Annotated in this window: 20 protein-coding genes and 1 riboswitch; of the genes, 8 read left to right on the top strand and 12 right to left on the bottom strand. The window is 72.8% G+C overall.

Going from position 1 to position 18480, the window contains the following annotated elements; all coding sequences use genetic code 11:
* Positions 1 to 121: 121 nt before the first annotated feature.
* Positions 122 to 943: an IclR family transcriptional regulator gene (locus K8Z49_RS36850; protein WP_033331206.1), complete on the top strand. Its 822-nt coding sequence runs from the start codon at positions 122 to 124 to the stop codon at positions 941 to 943.
* Complete coding sequence (locus K8Z49_RS36845) at positions 940 to 1911, top strand: 2-hydroxyacid dehydrogenase (RefSeq protein ID WP_021595325.1); 972 nt, start codon at positions 940 to 942, stop codon at positions 1909 to 1911. The genes K8Z49_RS36850 and K8Z49_RS36845 overlap by 4 nt, the downstream gene beginning before the upstream one ends.
* A 44-nt stretch (positions 1912 to 1955) precedes the next feature.
* Here the strand turns inward: K8Z49_RS36845 and K8Z49_RS36840 are convergent, their stop codons facing one another.
* The 5 genes from K8Z49_RS36840 to K8Z49_RS36820 are packed head-to-tail and all read right to left on the bottom strand — an operon-like array spanning position 1956 to position 7445.
* On the bottom strand, positions 1956 to 2987 hold the full coding sequence (locus K8Z49_RS36840; protein ID WP_021595326.1) for an ABC transporter ATP-binding protein: 1032 nt from the start codon (positions 2985 to 2987) through the stop codon (positions 1956 to 1958).
* A complete protein-coding gene (locus tag K8Z49_RS36835) occupies positions 2980 to 3957 on the bottom strand; it encodes an ABC transporter ATP-binding protein (RefSeq protein WP_412516326.1) in 978 nt (325 codons plus the stop codon). The genes K8Z49_RS36840 and K8Z49_RS36835 overlap by 8 nt, the downstream gene beginning before the upstream one ends.
* On the bottom strand, positions 3954 to 4928 hold the full coding sequence (locus K8Z49_RS36830; RefSeq protein ID WP_021595328.1) for an ABC transporter permease: 975 nt from the start codon (positions 4926 to 4928) through the stop codon (positions 3954 to 3956). The genes K8Z49_RS36835 and K8Z49_RS36830 overlap by 4 nt, the downstream gene beginning before the upstream one ends.
* A gap of 14 nt (positions 4929 to 4942) precedes the next feature.
* Positions 4943 to 5872 (bottom strand): ABC transporter permease, encoded by a 930-nt coding sequence (locus K8Z49_RS36825; protein ID WP_021595329.1) that lies wholly within the window; start codon positions 5870 to 5872, stop codon positions 4943 to 4945.
* Between the two features lie 10 nt (positions 5873 to 5882).
* Positions 5883 to 7445: an ABC transporter substrate-binding protein gene (locus K8Z49_RS36820; RefSeq protein WP_412516325.1), complete on the bottom strand. Its 1563-nt coding sequence runs from the start codon at positions 7443 to 7445 to the stop codon at positions 5883 to 5885.
* Positions 7446 to 7718: 273 nt separating this feature from the next.
* On the opposite strand from K8Z49_RS36820, the gene K8Z49_RS36815 reads away from it, so the two are divergent.
* Positions 7719 to 8687: a 2-hydroxyacid dehydrogenase gene (locus K8Z49_RS36815; RefSeq protein ID WP_075023563.1), complete on the top strand. Its 969-nt coding sequence runs from the start codon at positions 7719 to 7721 to the stop codon at positions 8685 to 8687.
* On the opposite strand, the gene K8Z49_RS36810 is transcribed toward K8Z49_RS36815, so the two are convergent.
* Together K8Z49_RS36810 and K8Z49_RS36805 are read right to left on the bottom strand one after the other, a co-directional pair.
* Positions 8674 to 9609 carry an alpha/beta hydrolase gene (locus K8Z49_RS36810; protein WP_412516324.1) on the bottom strand — a complete coding sequence of 312 codons (936 nt, stop codon included), beginning with the start codon at positions 9607 to 9609 and terminating at the stop codon, positions 8674 to 8676. The two genes, K8Z49_RS36815 and K8Z49_RS36810, sit on opposite strands and share 14 nt — an antisense overlap.
* A gap of 57 nt (positions 9610 to 9666) precedes the next feature.
* Positions 9667 to 10329: a TetR/AcrR family transcriptional regulator gene (locus K8Z49_RS36805; RefSeq protein WP_412521245.1), complete on the bottom strand. Its 663-nt coding sequence runs from the start codon at positions 10327 to 10329 to the stop codon at positions 9667 to 9669.
* A gap of 116 nt (positions 10330 to 10445) precedes the next feature.
* On the opposite strand from K8Z49_RS36805, the gene K8Z49_RS36800 reads away from it, so the two are divergent.
* Positions 10446 to 10958 (top strand): OsmC family protein, encoded by a 513-nt coding sequence (locus K8Z49_RS36800; protein ID WP_021597894.1) that lies wholly within the window; start codon positions 10446 to 10448, stop codon positions 10956 to 10958.
* A 6-nt stretch (positions 10959 to 10964) separates the two neighbouring features.
* On the opposite strand, the gene K8Z49_RS36795 is transcribed toward K8Z49_RS36800, so the two are convergent.
* Positions 10965 to 11834 (bottom strand): hypothetical protein, encoded by an 870-nt coding sequence (locus tag K8Z49_RS36795; protein ID WP_412516323.1) that lies wholly within the window; start codon positions 11832 to 11834, stop codon positions 10965 to 10967.
* A gap of 470 nt (positions 11835 to 12304) precedes the next feature.
* Positions 12305 to 12446: riboswitch (cyclic di-AMP (ydaO/yuaA leader) on the top strand.
* A gap of 9 nt (positions 12447 to 12455) precedes the next feature.
* On the opposite strand from K8Z49_RS36795, the gene K8Z49_RS36790 reads away from it, so the two are divergent.
* Complete coding sequence (locus tag K8Z49_RS36790) at positions 12456 to 13124, top strand: hypothetical protein (RefSeq protein WP_412516322.1); 669 nt, start codon at positions 12456 to 12458, stop codon at positions 13122 to 13124.
* Positions 13125 to 13210: 86 nt separating this feature from the next.
* Here the strand turns inward: K8Z49_RS36790 and K8Z49_RS36785 are convergent, their stop codons facing one another.
* From K8Z49_RS36785 to K8Z49_RS36770, 4 genes are all read right to left on the bottom strand, one after another.
* A complete protein-coding gene (locus K8Z49_RS36785; RefSeq protein ID WP_075023555.1) occupies positions 13211 to 14404 on the bottom strand; it encodes an RNA polymerase sigma factor in 1194 nt (397 codons plus the stop codon).
* The gene (locus K8Z49_RS36780) at positions 14404 to 14742 is read right to left on the bottom strand and encodes a YciI family protein (RefSeq protein ID WP_021597898.1); all 339 of its coding nucleotides are present in this window, start codon (positions 14740 to 14742) and stop codon (positions 14404 to 14406) included. The genes K8Z49_RS36785 and K8Z49_RS36780 overlap by 1 nt, the downstream gene beginning before the upstream one ends.
* Positions 14743 to 14753: 11 nt before the next feature.
* Positions 14754 to 15152 (bottom strand): VOC family protein, encoded by a 399-nt coding sequence (locus K8Z49_RS36775; protein WP_111832167.1) that lies wholly within the window; start codon positions 15150 to 15152, stop codon positions 14754 to 14756.
* An 82-nt stretch (positions 15153 to 15234) separates the two neighbouring features.
* Complete coding sequence (locus K8Z49_RS36770) at positions 15235 to 16035, bottom strand: SAM-dependent methyltransferase (protein WP_111832168.1); 801 nt, start codon at positions 16033 to 16035, stop codon at positions 15235 to 15237.
* A 50-nt stretch (positions 16036 to 16085) separates the two neighbouring features.
* Between K8Z49_RS36770 and K8Z49_RS36765 the strand changes: the two genes are divergently transcribed.
* From K8Z49_RS36765 to sigJ, 3 genes are all read left to right on the top strand, one after another.
* Positions 16086 to 16466 (top strand): YchJ family protein, encoded by a 381-nt coding sequence (locus K8Z49_RS36765; RefSeq protein ID WP_024934961.1) that lies wholly within the window; start codon positions 16086 to 16088, stop codon positions 16464 to 16466.
* A gap of 111 nt (positions 16467 to 16577) precedes the next feature.
* Entirely contained in the window at positions 16578 to 17234 is a 657-nt protein-coding gene (locus K8Z49_RS36760; RefSeq protein ID WP_021597902.1) for a hypothetical protein, read from the top strand.
* A gap of 11 nt (positions 17235 to 17245) precedes the next feature.
* Positions 17246 to 18094: an RNA polymerase sigma factor SigJ gene (gene sigJ, locus K8Z49_RS36755; protein WP_412516321.1), complete on the top strand. Its 849-nt coding sequence runs from the start codon at positions 17246 to 17248 to the stop codon at positions 18092 to 18094.
* The last annotated feature ends 386 nt before the right edge of the window (positions 18095 to 18480 follow it).

Below are 18480 nucleotides of genomic sequence, written 5' to 3'. Positions count from 1 at the left end.
ACCGTGTGTCATAAGTCATGCCCATTTCGTGTCCGACTTCACGCCGGCTTCTCTCTATGTAGCCGTTGCCTCCCCATCTATTAGGCTTGGTGGTCGTCTCACCGCGTTCAGGAGGCACCGGATGGCCGCACCCTTGGAGGGACCGTCGTTGGACGGCAAGGTCTCGGGTGTGCGGGAGGTCAAGTCGGCGGCGCGCACGCTGGAGCTGCTGGAGCTGCTGGCCTCCCGGCAGAACCGCCCGGCCCGGTTGCGGGAGCTGACCGAGGCGATGAACGTCCCGCGGAGCAGCCTGTACGCGCTGCTCCGGACACTGACCAAGCACGGCTGGGTCCGCACGGACGCGTCCGGGACGCTCTACGGGATCGGCATCCGGGCGCTGCTGGCCGGTACCAGCTACCTCGACGCCGACCCGCACCTTCGGATCGTCAAGCCGGCGCTCGACCAGCTCGGGGAGACGCTGGACGAGACCTTCCACTTCGGGCGCCTGGACGGCTTCGACGTGGTCTACCTCGCGACCAGGGAGTCGACCCAGTACCTGCGCCCGTTCAGCCGGGTGGGGCGGAGGCTCCCCGCGTACTGCACCTCGCTCGGCAAGGCGCTGCTCGCGGAGCGGGCGGATGAGGACGCCGACCGGCACATCCCCGCCGAGCGGCAGGCGGCCACCCCCCACACCCTCACCGGCCGGGCGGAGCTGGACGCCGACCTCGCCCTGACGCGCGAGCGCGGCTACGCCGTCGACCGGGAGGAGAACAGCCTCGGCCTGCACTGCTTCGCGCTCGCGCTGCGCTACGGCTCCCCGCCGCGCGACGCGATCAGCTGCTCGGTGCCCCTGGCCCGGCTGACGCCCGAGCGGGAACGGGAGATCGTCGACGCGCTGCGGCAGGCCCGCGAGCGGATCGAGCGCACGGCGCCCCCGCACGACGAGACCTCGTGGGTCCAATGAAGATCGTCCACATCGACCCCATCACGGCGCGGTTCGCCGATCTCCTCACCGCCGCGGGCGGCGACTGGCAGATCATCCCCGGACGTCCGGACGAGGAGGTCGTCCGGGCGCTCGACGGGGCCGACGTGCTGGTCGGCTCCCGGCTGACCCCCGCCATGGCGCGCGCGGGGTCCGCGCTCAGGCTCGTCCAGGTGACCGGCGCCGGCTACGACCGCATCCCGATCGACGAGCTGCCGCCCGGCACGGCGGTGGCCAACACCTTCCACCACGGGCGCTCCATCGCCGAGCACGTGGTGATGGTCACGCTCATGCTGTCCCGCAAGGTCCTGCGGTCGGACCGGCTGGTCCGGCGCGGGGTCTGGGAGTCGGTCGCCGTCGACCCGGGACTGCCGCTGGCCGGCACGCTGGCGGGGCGGACGGCCGGGCTGCTCGGGCTCGGGGAGACCGGCCTGGAGGTCGCCCGGCTGACGTCCGCGCTCGGGATGCGCGTCCAGGCGGTGCGGCGCGATCCCGCGGCGCCGCTCGACCCCGGTGTGGCACTGGACCGCGTGCTGCCTCCCGAAGACCTGCCGGAGCTGCTCGCGACCTCGGACGTCGTCGTCGTGACGGTGCCGCTGAGCGACCGCACCCGCGGCATGATCGGGGCCGCCGAACTGGCCGCGATGCGGTCCTCGGCGTTCCTGATCAATGTCGCCCGGGGTCCGGTCGTGGACGAGCGCGCCCTCTACGACGCCCTCGCGGACGGCCGGATCGCGGGTGCCGGCATCGACGTGTGGTGGCCGACCACCGGTACCGGCCGAGGGGGTGCCACGCTCCCGTTCGAGGACCTGGAGAACACCGTCCTGACCCCGCACAACTCGGGGCACACCCGCGACACCTTCGAGAACCGCGCCCGCGACATCGCCGCGAACGTCGCGGCCCTGGCCGAAGGCCGCCCCCTGCGCAACGTCGTCCGGCCCGCCCGCTGACCGAGGGGCGCGGGCGCCTCCGGGCGTGGAGGCGCCCGCACCTGTCAGGACGGTGAGGTGGCCGGGCTCAGCGGGAAGTGGCAGGCGGCCCGGTGCGCCGGGACGGGGCCCGCGGCGAGCTCGGGGGTCTCGGCCGCGCAGGTGTCGGCGGCCTTCCAGCAGCGGGTGCGGAAGCGGCAGCCCGACGGCGGGTCGAGCGGTGAGGGCACCTCGCCCTCCAGGATGATCCGGCCGGACCGCTCGCGTTCCCGCATGTCCGGCTCCGGGGCGGCCGAGAGCAGGGCCGCCGTGTAGGGGTGCCGGGGGTGCTCGAAGACCTCCTCGGCCGGGCCCGACTCGGCGATCCTGCCCAGGTACATCACCGCCACCCGGTCCGCGACGTGCCGGACGACCGACAGGTCGTGCGAGATGAACACGTACGACACCCCGAGGCGCTGCTGCAGCTCGTCCAGCAGGTTGAGCACCTGCGCCTGCACCGACAGATCGAGTGCCGAGACCGGCTCGTCGCACACGATGACCTCGGGGCCGAGCGCCAGCGCGCGGGCGATGCCGATGCGCTGCCGCTGGCCGCCGGAGAACTCCTGCGGGTGGCGGGACGCGTCGGAGGCGCGCAGGCCGACCATGTCCAGCAGCTCGCGGACCCGCTTCTCCCGGCCGGACCGGGACGGCACGACGTCGCGGTGCGTCCGCCACGGCTCGGCGATGATCTCCCCCGCGGTCATCCGCGGGTTGAGCGACCCGAACGGGTCCTGGAAGACCATCTGGACGCGCCGCCGCCAGGCCAGCAGCTCCTTCCCCTTGAGCCCGAACGGGTCGACGCCGTCGAACCGCAGCGTGCCCTCGTCCGGGCGCTCCAGGGTGAGCAGCACGCGGGCGAGGGTCGACTTCCCGCAGCCGGACTCGCCGACCAGGCCGAGCGTCTCGCCGCGGCCGAGGGTGAGGTCGACGCCGTCGAGGGCGCGCAGCCGGTCCTTGCCGTCGGCGTTCTTCGGCACCCGGAAGGTCTTGGCCAGCCCCGCCGCCTCGATGATGGGTGCCGCCTCGGTGGTCGTCGCCGCTTCGTCGGTCTCAGTCATCGGCGGGCTCCTCCGGGAAGTGGCAGGCCGCGGCGCGCTCCCCCGCCTGCACGAGGGCGGGGCGCGCGGTGCGGCAGACGTCCTGCGCCTTCGGGCAGCGCGCCTGGAACACGCAGCCCTCCGGGATCGAGCGCAGGTCGGGCGGGCCGCCCTTGATCGAGCGGAGCGGGGTGCCGCGGCTCACCCGCGCCGGCACCGACTCCAGCAGCGCCCGCGTGTAGGGGTGCCGGGGCGCGCCGAAGACCTCCCCGACGGCGCCGGTCTCGACGACCCGTCCGGCGTACATGACCGCGACGTGGTCGGCGTGCTCGGCGACGACGGCGAGGTCGTGGGTGATGAGCACGAGCGCCATGTCCCGTTCGGCCCGCAGCTCGCGCAGCAGCTCCATGATCTGCGCCTGGACGGTGACGTCCAGCGCGGTGGTCGGCTCGTCGGCCAGGAGCACGGTGGGGTCGAGCGCCACCGCCATCGCGATCAGCAGCCGCTGCCGCATGCCCCCGGAGAACTGGTGCGGGTAGGCCCGCATGCGCGCCGCGGGGTCGGGGATCCCGACCCGTTTCATCAGCTCGGCGGCCTTGGCCGCCGCCTCGCGCCGGGACGACCCCCGGTGGATGCGGAACGGCTCGGCGAGCTGGGCGCCGACGGTCTGCACCGGGTTGAGCGCGGTCAGCGCGTCCTGGAAGACGATGGACAGGCCCGGCCCGGCGAGCTTGCGGCGGGCGGCCCGGCCCAGCTTCAGCACGTCCTTCCCGGACAGCCGGACCGTCCCGCCGGCGACGTGCGCGACCGGGTCGAGCAGCCCGGCGATCGCCCGCGCGGTCATGCTCTTGCCGCAGCCGGACTCGCCGAGCAGCGCGAGCGTCCGCCCGGACCGGACGGAGAAGCCGACGCCGTCGACGGCCCGCAGCGTGCCCTCGGGGGTGCGCAGGTCGACGGCCAGGTCCTCGACCTCTAGGGCGGTGGAGCTCACTGGTGCACCTCCGGGAGTGCGGACCGGCCGCCGCGGCGGCGGCGCGGGAGGGTCAGCCGCCAGCGCTGGTCCGGGTCGGTGGCGAGGCGGAACCAGGCCGCGAGGACGGTCGCGGAGACCGTGGTGACGACGATGGCGACGCCGGGCAGGACGGCCGTCCACCAGGCGGTCTGCAGGTACTGGCGGCCCTGCGCGACCATGAGGCCCCAGCTCACGTCGGGCGGCTGGATGCCGATGCCGAGGAAGCTCAGCGACGACTCGGCCAGCATCACGAAGCAGAAGTCGACGGCCGCGACGGTCAGCAGGGTCGGCGCGACGACCGGCGCGATGTGCCGGACGATGATCGCCCCGCTGCCGGCGCCGAAGGTGCGGGCCGCGTCCACGAACAGCCGCCCGCGCAGCTCCGCCGCCTCGGCGCGGGCCGTCCGCAGGTAGACGGGGATCCGCGCGATGGCGAGGACGAGCACGATGTTGGCGGCGCCGGGCGTGAAGACGTACAGCACGACGACCGCGAGCAGCAGCGACGGGAAGCTGAGGATGACGTCGGCGATCCGCAGCGAGACGTTCTCCCGCCAGCCGCGGTGGTAGCCCGCCCACATCCCCCAGGCTCCGCCGGCGACGAGGGAGATCAGCACGGCGGGCACCGCGACCGACAGCGTCGTGCCGCCCGCGACGATCAGCCGGGCGAGGACGCTGCGGCCGAGCGCGTCGCTGCCGAGCACGTACTCCCAGCCGTCGCCGACGTGGAAGGGCGGGGTGTTGGTCGCGTCGAGGTTCTGCCGGGTGTCCAGGTCGCCGATCAGGAGGCGGCCGAGCGTCGCGGCGAGCACCACCGCGAGGAGGACGGCCGCTGCGGCGGTCGCCGCGGGGTCCCGCAGCAGCAGCCGCCACCAGCGGGTCCCGGTCCGGGGAGGCCGCTCCCCCGGCTTCGCGACGCCGCCCGATCCGGTGTCGTCGATGGTCGCCGTCATCGGGGCTCCGTTCGTCACGCCGTGACCGCCTGCCGCACCCGCGCGTCCAGCAGGGCGTGGCAGAGGTCGATGAGGAGGTTGAGGACGAAGATCGTCACGGCCGTCAGCAGCACGGCCGCCTGCAGCACCGCGAAGTCGCGCTGCAGGATGGAGTCGATCATCAGCTTGCCGATGCCCGGCCAGCCGAAGATGGTCTCGACCACGACGGCGCCGTTGACCAGGCCGACGGTCAGGTCGCCCGCCACGGTCAGCACCGGCGGGGCCGCGTTGCGCAGCGCGTGCCCGAAGACCACGCGCGGCTCGCTCGCGCCCTTGCTGCGCGCGACCTTCACGTACGGCGCCGACAGCGCCGACACCATCGCGCCGCGCACCACCTGAACCAGCACCCCGAAGGGCCGGATCAGCAGCGTGAGCAGCGGCAGCACCCAGACCTCGGGGCCGCCGACGACGCCGGAGGTCGGCAGCCAGCCGAGCGTCACGGCGAACACCAGCACGCCCATGATGGCGAACCAGAAGTCCGGGACGCTGGCCGCCGTCATGGACAGGAAGCTCGTCAGCCGGTCGGCGACCGAGTTGGGCCGGTAGGCGGCCCAGCTGCCGATCACCACGGCGCCGAGGATGGCGAGCAGCATGGTCGTCCCGGCGAGCTGGAGCGTCGCGGGGAACGCCCGCAGCGCCATCTCGCTCGCGGACTGCCCGGTCCGCAGCGACTCGCCGAAGTCGAGCGTGAACACCCCGCCGAGGTAGTCGAGGAGCTGCGCGAGGACCGGCTTGTCGAAGCCGTTGCGGGCGAGGAACTCGTCCCGCATCTGCGGTGTCGCGCTGAGCGGCAGGTAGAGCTTGCTCGGGTCGCCGGTGAGCCGGGACAGGACGAACACGCCCACGACCACCACGAACAGCGGGATCGCGCTGGAGACGAGGCGCCTGCGCACGAAGGTCAGCATCCTGGTCCCCTCACCTGGCCGGCCGGACCTCGGCGAGCCGCAGCTCGTCGCCGGTCGCCGAGTTCGGCCGGTACTCGACGGTCGGCGCGATCCCGAGGAGACCGCGCATGTGCGCGATGTGCGCGTACTGGACGACGTTCTCGTTCTGGTACCGCAGCACCGCGGCGAAGGCGGTCTGGCGCTCCGCGCCCGCGGTCTCGTCCGCGGCGGCGATCTTCGCGTCCAGCTCGGGCGTGCCGTACCGGCTCTGCGGGCCGTCGCCGACCATGTACTGGCTGGTCGTGAACGAGGCGTCCCCGGCCTGGTTGCCGTGCATGATCAGCAGCAGGATCGGGCCGGCGTCGGTGACGAACGGCTTGAGCTGGTACTCCAGGTGCGCCGCGGTGTCGAGCATCTTGATCCTGACCTTGAGCCCGGCCCGGGCGAGCTCGTGCTGGATCACCTCGGCGGTCTCGGACACCTTCGGGAACTGGGCGGTGCGCGCGACGAGCGTGATCTGCGTGTCCACCGGCGTCCCGGCCGCGCGCGCCTCGTCGACGAGCGCCTTGGCCTTGGCCGGGTCGTACGGCCAGGCCTGGATCGACGGGTCGTGGCCGACGACGCCCTTCGGGACGAGCTGCCCGGCCGGCTCCCCGAGGTTGAGGAAGAGCGACTTCACGATGCCCTTCTTGTCGATCGCGTAGTTGATCGCGCGGCGCACCCGGATGTCGTTCAGCGGGGGCGTTCCGGCGTCCATGCGCAGCGCGGTGGTCTCGTTGTTGGGATAGGCGACGCCGAGGTCGCCCGCGCCGTCCTCGGGGCCGAGGCCGACCGCGATGCCGGCCTCGCCGCTGGTGACCATGGCGGCCCGGATGCTGTTCTCCGAACGCCACACGTACCGGACCGCCGGATAGGCGGGCTTGGCGCCCCAGTAACGGGGATTGCGGTCGAGCTGGAGGCTGATGCCCGGCTTCCATTCGGCGATTTCGTAAGGGCCGGTACCGATCGGTTCGCGCACTTTGGACGTGTCGTCGGTGCCGGTCGGGACGATTTCCAGGAACGACATGCGCAGCGGCAGGATCGGGTCGGGGCGGTCGGCGGTGACGCGCACCGTGGAATCGTCGACCACCGCGACGTCGAGCTTGCTGTCGGCGAAGACGTAGCCGTCGACGTTGCAGCCGAGTTTCGAGCCGACGGCCCGCTTGACCGTGAACGCGACGTCGGCGGCGTCGAACGGCGTCCCGTCCTGGAACGTGACGCCTTTCCGCAAGGTGAACGTCCAGGTCTTGTCGTCGGTGGATTTCCACCCGGTCGCGAGGAGCGGTTTCAGCGCGCCGGACGTGGGGTCGCGTTCGATCAGCGGCTCGGTGATGTTCGACCGGACGACGATTCCGGTCGAGGTCAGGGACGATTCGCAGGGTTCGAGCGTGGGCGGCTCCTGCTGGAGGACAATCCGCAGGGCGCCGTCCGCGCCGCCGGTCAGGGAGTCGCTGTTGGCGACCGCGCAGCCGGCCGCCGGGAGGAGCCCGGCCAGCAGCACCGCGACCGCCCGGCGGGGGCGCCGCCGTCCGACTCGGGGTGGGGGAAGGGACATGGTCTCTCCAGACAGGGGCATGCCGGAGCGCGGTCACTCGAACGGCCGCGTCCCCACGCGGCCCGACGTGGGCGAGATTTTGTCCACCAAGGTGAACGCCATCTCTATGGGTAGACGGACACTAAGCGGCGGCCCCGTGCCCGTCAAGGGTCGACCGGGCTTCCCGGCGATGCGCAGAAGGTATCGGTGGATGCCGCATGCGTTTTGGACAGGCATGACGATCGGCCCTAGCCTGAGCGCGGACCCGCGCCCCGACCTTGGAGCCCGTGCAGCATGACGCGTTTCGCCCCCGACGAGCCGACGAGCGTGACCGGGCCCGTGAAGGTGCTGCAGGTCGGTGCGCTGCTGCCCTCGCTCCACCGGCGGCTCCGCGAGCACCACGACGTGGTCCTGCTCGACGAGCAGGACGAGGCCTACCTCGACGAGCACGGCGCCGAGTTCACCGCCCTGGTGACCAGGGCCGCGGTCGGGGTGGGCAAGGACCTGATCGACCGGCTCCCCCGGCTCCGGGTGATCACGAGCTTCGGCGTCGGCTACGACACCATCGACGTCGCCGCGGCCTCCGCCCGGGGCGTCCAGGTCAGCAACACCCCCGACGTCCTGAACGACTGCGTCGCCGACGTCGCCGTCGGCGGGCTGATCGACGTGATGCGCCGCATGACCGACGCCGACCGCTACCTGCGGCGCGGCGACTGGCACGCGGGCCCCTACCCGCTGACCACCAAGGTCAGCGGCAAGCGCGTCGGCGTCCTCGGCCTCGGCCGCATCGGGCGGGCCGTCGCCCGCCGCCTCGAAGGGTTCGACATCGAGGTCGCCTACCACTCGCGGCACCCGGTCGACGGCGTCGACTACCGGTACGTCGAGTCGGTGGACGGGCTCGCCGCCTGGAGCGACGCCCTCGTCATCGCGGTCGCCGGGGGCGACGGCACCCGGGGCCTCGTCTCGGCCTCCACGCTGGAGGCGCTCGGGCCCGCCGGCCACCTGGTGAACATCGCCCGCGGCAGCGTCGTGGACGAGCCGGCCCTGGTCGACGCCCTGGTGAACGGCCGCATCGCGGGCGCCGCCCTGGACGTCTTCGCCGACGAGCCGAACGTCCCCGACGAACTGCTGCCGCTCGGCAACGTCCTGCTGCTGCCGCACATCGCCAGCGCGACGCACGAGACCCGCGAGGCGATGGGCGACCTCGTCTTCCGGAACCTCCAGCGGTTCCTGTCGGACGGAACCCTGATCACACCCGTGTGAGGAACTCCGCGACATGGGCCTGCCACCGGCGCGCGGACTCCAGGATCGCGGTCATCTCGTGGGATCCGTGCACGTGGCCGTCCCACTGGACGACCTCCGCCGGGACGCCCGCCGCGGTGAGCCGGCGCCCGTAGGCCGCGCCGTCGTCGCGCAGGATGTCGAACTCGGCCGTCATGATCAGCGCCGGCGGCAGCCCGGACAGGTCCTCGGCCAGCAGCGGGGAGGCGTACGGGTCCGTCCTGTCCCCGGGGTCGCAGTACCGCTCGATGTCGGCGGCGAGGTCGTCGCGGGTCAGCAGCGCCGCCTCGGCGGACTCGTTCACCGACGGCTGCCCGAGGGTGAGGTCGAGCGCGGGAATCTCCAGGACCTGCGCGACCAGCGCCGGTCCGCCCTGGTCACGGACCATGAGCGCCGTTGCGGCCGCCAGGTTGGCGCCCGAGGAGTCCCCGCCGATCGACAGGCGGGCGGCGTCGACGCCCAGCCGCCCGGCGTTGCCGGCGACCCACCGGAGAGCGTCCCGGCAGTCGTGGACGGGCCCGGGAAAGCGGTGCTCGGGGGACAGCCGGTGGGCGACGGAGACCACCGCGCAGCGGGCGTCGGCCGCGAGCCGGGCGCACACGGCGTCCCGGTGGTGGAGCTCCCCGAGCCACCAGCCGCCTCCGTGGACGTAGACGTGGCCGGGCAGCACGCCGGCGAGGTCCGGCCTGTAGACGCGGACGGTGATGCTGCCGCCCTCGACGGGGACCTCGTGGTCGGCGCGGGTGCCCGGCGGCATGGGCAGCGCCACCGCCTTGGCCCGCTGGTCCATGCCGCGGTGGATGAACGCGCGCCGTTCGGCGACCGACGTCGACGCGTCGGGCATGTGGGCGCGGGCCTGCGCGATCCGGTCGAGCATCGGGACGAGCTCGGGAAGGACGGGCATCGCGCACCTCACTCATTACAGTGACTGTAATCTCCATGCCCACTGTACCCGGAGGGATCACGGGTCGTGGGGGCCGGTCGCGAAGTCGTCCAGTCCGTGCGCGAGGAGGGCGAACGCCTGCTCGGCGGCCCCGACCACCTGGGGGCCGTACTCGGCCGGCGGGCGGCCGGACAGCGCGCCGCGGCGGAACGCGTCGATCGCGGCGCGGTGCACGGACACCAGGGCGTCCGCGGCGATCCGCGGCCGGAGGTCGCCGGGGGCGCAGCGCTGGTCGGCGGCGATGGCGGCGGCGAGCCGGTCGGCGTACCGGGCCAGGATGGCCTGCTCGCGGGCACGGAGCGTCTCGCTGTCGGCGACGAGCGCCGCCAGGGTCCGGAGCCGCGCCTGAGCGTCCGGGTCGGTCGGCATCGTGGCGTACCGGGCCAGCAGGAAGTCGCGGACCGCGCCGAGGACCGAGCCGTCTCCCCGGTCTTGGACGGCCGCCACCAGCGCCGCCTCGAACCGGGTGTCGTGGCTGTAGACCAGGTCTTCTTTGGTGGCGAAGTGGTTGAAGACCGTCTTCTCGGTCACGCCGGCGGCGCGCGCGACCTCGGAGACCGGGACGGCGTGGAATCCGTGCTCCGCGAACAGTTCCATCGCCGCGGCGGCGATCCGCTCCCTGGTCTCGCGCTTGCGTGCCGCCCGCACCCCTTCCTCGGCCACGTCCGCCACCTCTCGCATCTTCACTACAGGCACTGTAGCCAGGCGTGCCGCAGGACCGGCGCCGCAGGGATGAGCATGGGTCCGGCGGCGCGGGCATCATCCAAGAGAGGCAGTGCCGACGGGACGAGGACGTCATGAAGAGCCGGGAACTGAAGGATCTGCAGCGGCCGCTCAAGGACCGGTACCGGGAGGACCCCGAGTCGGCGGTCGTGACCCTCCGCGCGTCGGGTGCGCTGGACGAGGGCATCGCCTGCTCGGTGGAGACGGGACGCGCGCTCGCGGTGGCCGGCCTGCACCCGGCCGCCGGAGGGGACGGCACCGCGCTCTGCTCCGGCGACATGCTCCTGGAAGCGCTGGTCGCCTGCGCGGGCGTGACGTTGCGCTCGGTCGCGACCGCCCTGGACATCGACGTCCGCGGCGGGACGGTCCGCGCCGAGGGCGACCTGGACTTCCGCGGGACGCTCGCCGTGGACAGGGAGGCCCCGGTCGGGTTCCGGGCGATCCGCCTCCGCTTCGACCTCGACACGGACGCCGCGGAGGATCAACTGGACACGCTCCTGCGCCTCACCGAGCGCTACTGCGTCGTCCTGCAGACGCTGTCGTCCTCGCCGCGGCTCTCGGTCACCTCGGGGACGGCGCCGGGCTGAGCCGTCTCACAGAGGCGGGGCCCAGCCTGGCGCCAGACGCCGCAGGGTGCCGAGGTCGCCGCTGAGGACGTCGGCGTAGGGGATGACGAAGTCGCCGTTGGGGTGCCATCCGTCGAACTGCACGCCCATGACCCGGCCCGGCAAGAAGGGGGCGGCGGGCCCGCTGTTCAGCGGGGCCTGCGGCAGGTTGTCCTGGTCGTAGTGCGGCGCGTAGCGGACCTCGGCGCCCCAGCCGGGCCTGGCCTCGTCCGTCCCGAAGACGACCCAGTGGTCGGTGAGGACCTGGGCGCCCAGGTCGGGCACGGCCCCGGTGTGGCAGTCGATCGCGGGCAGCGCGAACCGGTCGGGGTCGTGTGGGGAATACCACATGAGCAGCGGGTTCGCCGCCAGCGCCTCCCGGTTGTCGAAGCAGCACAGCGCCACCGCGTAACCCGGGTACATGGCCGCGTAGAAGTCGAACAGCGGACGGTTGGCCGGGATCCGCTTGTGCGGCGGAACCTGCTCCAGGGCGTCGGGGATCAGCGTCGGGTCGGTGGCGAGCACGACGGTGTAGACGTCGTGGTCGAAGACCTGGACCGGCGGCGGCCCGGCCGCCTGGGGAGCGGCCCCGTAGGCGTCCGCCGGTCCCCGCGAGACCGGGCGGAGGGTGTCCACCATGTCCCGCAGGATGCGGGGGCACCGGCTCGTGTCGATGAAGTTCGCCTGCGTCATGCCCGCGGCGGGCAGATGCAGCAGCATCGCGTTCGGGCCGGGCGCGAGGTTCTGCGCGGTGTTCTGGTAGCCGAGGACGTGCACCCGGCCGTGCTCGGCATGGTTTCGCAGCCCGTGGTACAGGATCGTGCCGGTGAATCTGGCCGGCGCCGCCGCAACGCACATGCCGCCACCCTCCCACGAATCGACCCGCACCCGTTCACGCCCGGCGCCGGGCCGCCGGAACGCCCGCCGGCGGGGCGCTGAGGCCCAGTTCCAGCCCGCTGACCTGCGGTGGGGTGATTTGATGCGGTTTGCCTTTCCTTGGGGTTGCATGTAGCTTCTCGCTCATCAAGGCGCCCGCCAGGCGCTTTCGACCAGCGTGTCCCTCTGGACACGCGGGCCTCACCCGGCACCGCCGGGAGGCCGGCGGCGCGATCCACGCGTCGCCTCGCGTCAGCCCGATGCGTCGCACGGGTCCCCCACGGGCCCGTCCTCGCGCCGACCATGCGCACGCCGGAGCGTGCAGGCGCCGAGAGCACGCCGGGACGAGACGCCCATCGCGGCCCCGCCCCCGGGGCCTCGACACATCACGCGCCGCTCTTTCGCGCACGGGACGACAGGGTCCCGTGGACGGGCCCGAGCGCCCAAGGATCGCAGCGGCAACGCCGAGTCCGCCATCGCGCGGAGCCGGGGACCCACCACGCACTGGGGTGAATCGGCCTGCCCCGCAGGCCGTAGGGCGACTTCCACGTCCGAACCCGTCAGCTAACCCGGTAGGCGGCATGGAAGCCAAGGAGCCCCCCTGTGACAGGCAAGCACAGCAAGTACCGTGGCCCCCTGGGCCTGACCCCCCGCGCCGCCGGCGCCCTCGTCGGCCTCGCCGTCTTCGGCGGCGTGGCCGCGACGACGGCGCACGCGGCGGTGTCGCCCGCCTCGGGCGGCGACGACAAGGCGGCGGCCGTCACGGCCAACGTCGTGAAGGACGCGCCCGCCGCGAAGAAGCCGGCGGCGGAGAAGGCCCCCGCGGAGAAGGCCGCCGCCGACTCCGGCGGCGAGAAGATCGACGCCCGCTCGAAGGTCATCTCCCGGGCCAGGTCGTGGCAGCCGCACTCCGACGACCGGGTCCCCTACAGCCAGGTCAGGACCCACGAGGGCTACCGGGCCGACTGCTCGGGCTTCGTCTCGATGGCGCTGGGGCTGCCCAAGCCGGGCCAGAACACCGTCGGCCTGACGTCGTCGAAGTACACCAAGCGCATCAAGATGTCCGAGCTCAAGAAGGGCGACCTCGTCATGGACGCGGAGGGGACCAACACGACCCGCCACGTCGTCATCTTCGAGAAGTGGGCCAACAGCAAGCACACGGCCTACTGGGCGTTCGAGCAGCGCGGCCGGTACGGCACCGACTACCGGACGCGCGACTACGGCCTGGACTCGGGCAGCGAGTACAAGGCCTACCGTCCGACGAACCTCTGACCCCGCAAGCGTCTACCCGGCCGGGCACGTCCCCGGCCGGGTCTTCGCGTACGGGTGCCTGAACTTCGCCGATGCCACCTGGCGCGTCACGTCCAGGCGAGGCGTTGGCTGAGGAGCGCCTGCTGCGCGGGATTGCCAGTGAGCGCGAGGGCGCGGCGGTCGGCCGCGTGCGCTTCGCGGCGGCGGCCCAGGTCGCGCAGCAGTTCGGCGCGGGTGGCGTGGTAGAGGTGGTGGCCGTCGAGGGCCTTCGCGAGCGGGGCGAGCTCGTCCAGCGCCGCCGCGGAACCATGGACGTACCGGACGGCGATGGCCCGGTGCAGGCGGACGATCGGTGTGCCCGTCATGTGCACGAGGATGTCGTAGAGGACGAGGATCTGGTCCCAGTCGGTGTCGTCCCAGGTGGGAGCCTCGGCATGGCACGCGACGATCGCCGCCTGGATCTGGTACGGGCCAGGGGCGCGCATCGCGGCGGCGCGCTCGATCAGCCGTCCGGCCTCCTTGACCGCGTCGTGGTCCCACTTGGCGCGGTCCTGGTCGCGCAGGAGGACGAGGCGGCCCTCGTCGTCGAAACGGGCGGCGGTGCGCGCCTGGTGGAGCCGGAAGAGCGCGAGCAGGCCGAGGACCTCCGGGCGGCGCGGCATCAGCCAGGCGAGCTGCTCCGCGAGCCACCGCGCCTCCTCCGCCAGGTCGCGGGCGTGGCCGCGGTCGCCGCGGCTCGTCAGGTACCCCTCGTTGAACAGCAGGTACACCACGGCCAGCACCTGGCCCACCCGCTCGTCCAGCTCGTCCTGCGCCGGGATCCGGTACGGGATCCCCGCGTCGGTGATCTTGCGCTTGGCGCGGGTGATGCGCTGCCCGACGGTCGCCTCCGGGACGAGGAACGCGGCGGCGATCTGCCCGGTCGTCAGCCCGCACACCGTCCGCAGCGTCAGCGCGACCTGGGCCGCGACGGGCAGCGCCGGATGGCAGCAGGTGAAGATCAGCTTGAGCCGGTCGTCCGGCTCGCCCGGCACCGGCCACTGGAGCCGGGCCAGCTTGTCGCGGTAGGCGGCCTGGCGCCGCAGCAGGTCGATGCCGCGGCGGCGGGCCGTGGTGAGCAGCCAGGCGTCCGGATGCTCCGGGACGCCCTCCTGCGGCCAGCGCCGCAGCGCGGTCTCGACGGCGTCCTGCATGACGTCCTCCGCCGCGGCGAAGTCGCCGAGGACCCGGACCAGGCAGGCGGTGAGCCGGCCCGCGTGCTCGCGCAGCACGCGGGCCAGCTCGGCGTGCGCCGGGTCCATCAGGTCAGCGGGCGGATCTCGATCAGCGGGCACGCGGGCCAGGTGCGGGCGATGGCCAGCGCCTCGTCCAGATCGGCGACCTCCACCTCGGCGTATCCGCTGACGACCTCCTTGCCCTCGACGAACGGGCCGTCGGTGAGGACCGCCTCTCCCCCGTCCAGGAGCATGGTGGTGGCGGTGTGCGCGGGCTGGAGGTGCCCGTGATGGGTGATCTTGTCGGAGTGCCGCGCGAACCATTCCGCGACCTGCTCGTAGGACGCCTGGCGCTCGCCCTCGGTCATGTCGGCCAGCTCTTTGGCGAACTTCTCGGTCTCGACGAACATCAGCACGTACTTCATCGGTCTCCCCCTCATCCGGCGGGCAGCGGAGCGTACAGGTCGACGCCGTTGCCGTCCGGGTCGAGGACGGTGGCGTACCGCATCCCCCAGAACGCGTCCCACGGCTCCTTGGCACCGGTGTACCCGGCCGCGGTCAGCTCGGCGTACGCGGCGTCCACGTCCGCCGGGCTCGCCGCCTGGAAGGCGAGGAACGTCCGGGGCCCGCCGGACGGCGGCGTCCAGCCGTCGACCGTGGGCCCCCGGAACTTCTCGGTGTCGAGCATCAGCTGCAGCCCTCCGGGCAGGGCGCAGTCCGCGTGGTCGGGGTAGGACGCGTCCACGGTGAACTCCAGCCCGAGACGGCGGTAGAAGGCGACGGCGGCGTCCATGTCGGACACCACGATGTCGATCGTGTTCATCGTCAGATCCATGGCGTGCTCCTTTCAAGGGCCGACACCCCCTAGACGATCGGGAGACGCCCGGATCCGACATGCCGCGGAAATTACCCCGCCGTCAGAGCTTGCGGCCGAGACCGCAGGCCGCGTCCACCTCGGGCGGCACGCCGAACGGGGTGGGCCCGGGCCGCCACCGGGACGTCGAGACGACGCCCGGTTCGAGCAGGTCGAGGCCCTCGAAGAAGCCCTCGATCTGCTCCGGGGTGCGCACGACATAGGGGGTCGAGCCCTGCTCCGTGGCGATCCGGATGCCCTCCTCACGGCCCTTCGCGTCCAGCACGCCGGTGCCGTCGTTGAAGGCCAGGAAACTGCCCGGGGCGAGCGCGCCGAGGAGGCGGCGGACGACGGCGTACGCCTCCCCGTCGTCCACGACGTTGCCCATGATGCCGAACATGATCAGGGCGACCGGCCGAGAGAGGTCGAGGGTGCGGGCCGCCTCCGCGAGGATCCGGTCCGGGTCGCGCACGTCGCACTGGATGTAGTCGGTCCTCCCCTCCTGGCGTCCGACCAGCAGCGCCCGCGCGTGGACGAGGACGAGCGGGTCGTTGTCGACGTAGACCACGCGCGCCTCGGGCGCGACGCGCTGCGCGACCTCGTGGGTGTTGTCGTGGGTGGGCAGCCCGGTGCCGATGTCGAGAAACTGCCGGACGCCCTCCTCCTCGACGAGGTGGCGGACCATGCGGCCCAGGCAGGCCCGGGAATGCCGGGCGACGTCCCCGATGGAGGGGAAGGCCGCGGCGGCCTGGTCGCCGACCACCTTGTCGATCTCGTAGTAGTCCTTGCCGCCGATCCAGTAGTTCCACATGCGGGCGGGATGCGGCCGGGAAGTGTCGATCTCGGGTGGCTCCTGTGCGGACATGGCGCTCATCGTGGCCGCGCCCACCCCGCGCCGCAAGGCAGAATTCGGATGTGGCCAAGAGATGTTTCTGCGATGTCGGCGCACGGTACCGGGATTGTTGCGGACGGTTGCACCGGGGCGAGGCGTCCGCCGAAACCGCCGGCGAATTGATGCGGTCGCGGTTCAGCGCGTTCGCGGTCCAGGACGAGTCCTACCTGCTGAGCACCTGGCATCCCGCCACCCGTCCGGAGCGGATCGGGTTCGACGACGGAACGCGCTGGACGCGGCTGGAGATCGTCCGGGAAGAGGCGGGCGGACCGGACGACGACAGGGGCGTCGTCGAATTCCGCGCCCATTACCTGGCGGGATCCGAGCCGGGAGAACTGCACGAGGTCAGCAGATTCGTCCGCCATGACGGCCTCTGGACCTACGTCAGGGGAAAAGTGACCTGACGATCCCCCGCGCGGGTAGGCCGGTTCGGTCGCGCGGGGGAGGAACGGCCTCCCCACCACTGCGAACGTTGTGGAAAGCGGACGACGGACGTCCGCGGAAAGGGGATCCACATGTCGCGGAAAAGGCGCGTCCTGATCACCGGAGTCGCCCTGCTCGGCGCCGCCGGAGCGATCGGGACCGGCAGTGCGATGGCGCAGGACAACGGCGCGAGGGCACCCAAGGAAGCCCATGTGACGGGCGACGCGTGGGTGACGTTCCCGGGTGACAAGGAGTACCCGTACCGGCGCTTCATCGTGGACGCGCACGGCGGGCCGTGGAAGTTCGTCGACGGGAAGATGGTCATGGGAGCCGCCCGCGGAACGGTCAAGTTCGACCATTTCTCGCCGGACGAGCCCGGCGGCCCGTCCCAGCACCACTGGGGCGAGATCAAGGTCGACTACGTCATGGCGTCCGGGCCGGTCGCGGTCGTGTCCGGAATCCGGGTCTCGGGCGCCCACGAGGTCCCGCCGAACCAGAAACGCGCGAACCTGACCTTCTACCAGTCGCCGCGCGGGCACAAGCACGACCGGATGGGCTTCTCCTGGGGCGTCGTGTTCCCGCAGTGCCAGCAGATGGGCAGCGGTCCGGCGCCGTTCAGCCCGGCCAGTTCCGGCCCATTCGGCAAATGGTTGAAGGGGTACACGGTGAAGGACGCGCCGCTGGAGATCCCCTCCGGCGGCTTCCAGCCGCCGGACTTCCCGCCCGACTGCTCGTTCGCCGACGAGTAGGCTCCGCCTACGTGGACGACCTGGACTGGGAGGCGCACCGCCCGGCGGTGTTCGGCGCCGCGTACCGGCTGCTCGGCAGCGTGGCCGAGGCCGAGGACGTCGTCCAGGACGTCTGGCTCCGCGCCTCCGCGGCCGACCGCTCGGCCGTCGCCGACCCTCGCGCGTGGCTGGTGACCATCGCGGCCAGGCTCGCGTACAACGTCCTGAAATCGGCCCGCGTACGGCGCGAGCGCTACCCCGGGCCGTGGCTGCCGGAACCCCTCCCGACCGGCCCGGACGCGTCCGAACGCGTGATCGTGGACGACTCGATCGGCACCGCGATGCTGCTGGTGATGGATGAGCTGACACCGCCGGAGCGGGTCGCGTTCGTCCTGCACGACGTGTTCGAGGTCCCGTTCGCCCAGGTCGCGGAGGTGCTCGGCAACTCGGCGGCGGCCTCGCGCAAGCTCGCGTCCCGCGCCCGCAAGCGGGTCGCGGACGCCCGCGGCGAGCACCCGAGGTCGAGCCGCGCGGAACACGAACGCGTCCTCACCGCGTTCCGCGCGGCCACCGAGCGCGGCGACCTCGCCCGCCTCGTCGAACTCCTGCACCCGGACGCCGTCTACGTGGCGGACGGCGGCGGCAAGGTCGTCGCGTCCCGCCGCCCGGTCGTCGGAGCCGACCGCGTCGCCCGCCTGCTCGCCCACGTCACCACCCACTACCGGGTCGAACGCATCGAGCCCATCGAAATCAACGGCGAACCGGCCCTGGCCGCCCACCGCGACGGCCGCATCATCTGGATCGACACCCTAGAAATCCAAAACGGCCGCATAACGAAGTACCACCGCGTAGCCAACCCCGAAAAGCTAACCCACCTCTAACCCACCCACCCAGACCCGAGCGCCGAGGCCGACGCGCCCCCACCCGCCCCCGTCACCGCACCCACACCCACACCGGTCACCACACCCACACCCGCCCCTGTCACCGCACACAGCCACGCCGGTCACCCCGTCCACACCCCGCGCCGGTCACCGCGTCCGGGGCCACGGCGGCGGCGAACGCGGCGGCGGCGAACGCGGCGTCCGGGGCCACGGCGCCCGCCCGTCTTCCCGGCCCGGCGCCGGCGGCCGGGTCGCCGCGGCGCGTCGGACGCCGCGAACGGCCCCCACCAGCGGACAGAACCGGAGGCAGCGCAGCACCCTCGGCCTGCTCGACGTCGGATCCATCCGCAGGCCGTCGGCCGCGTACGAGACCCACACGCCCTTCG

It is taken from the genome of Actinomadura madurae, from assembly GCF_047130825.1.
In the GTDB taxonomy this organism is placed as follows: Bacteria; Actinomycetota; Actinomycetes; order Streptosporangiales; family Streptosporangiaceae; genus Spirillospora; species Spirillospora madurae.
The sequence above is the reverse complement of the archived record's forward strand: the minus strand, read 5'-3'. Positions and strand labels throughout refer to the sequence as shown.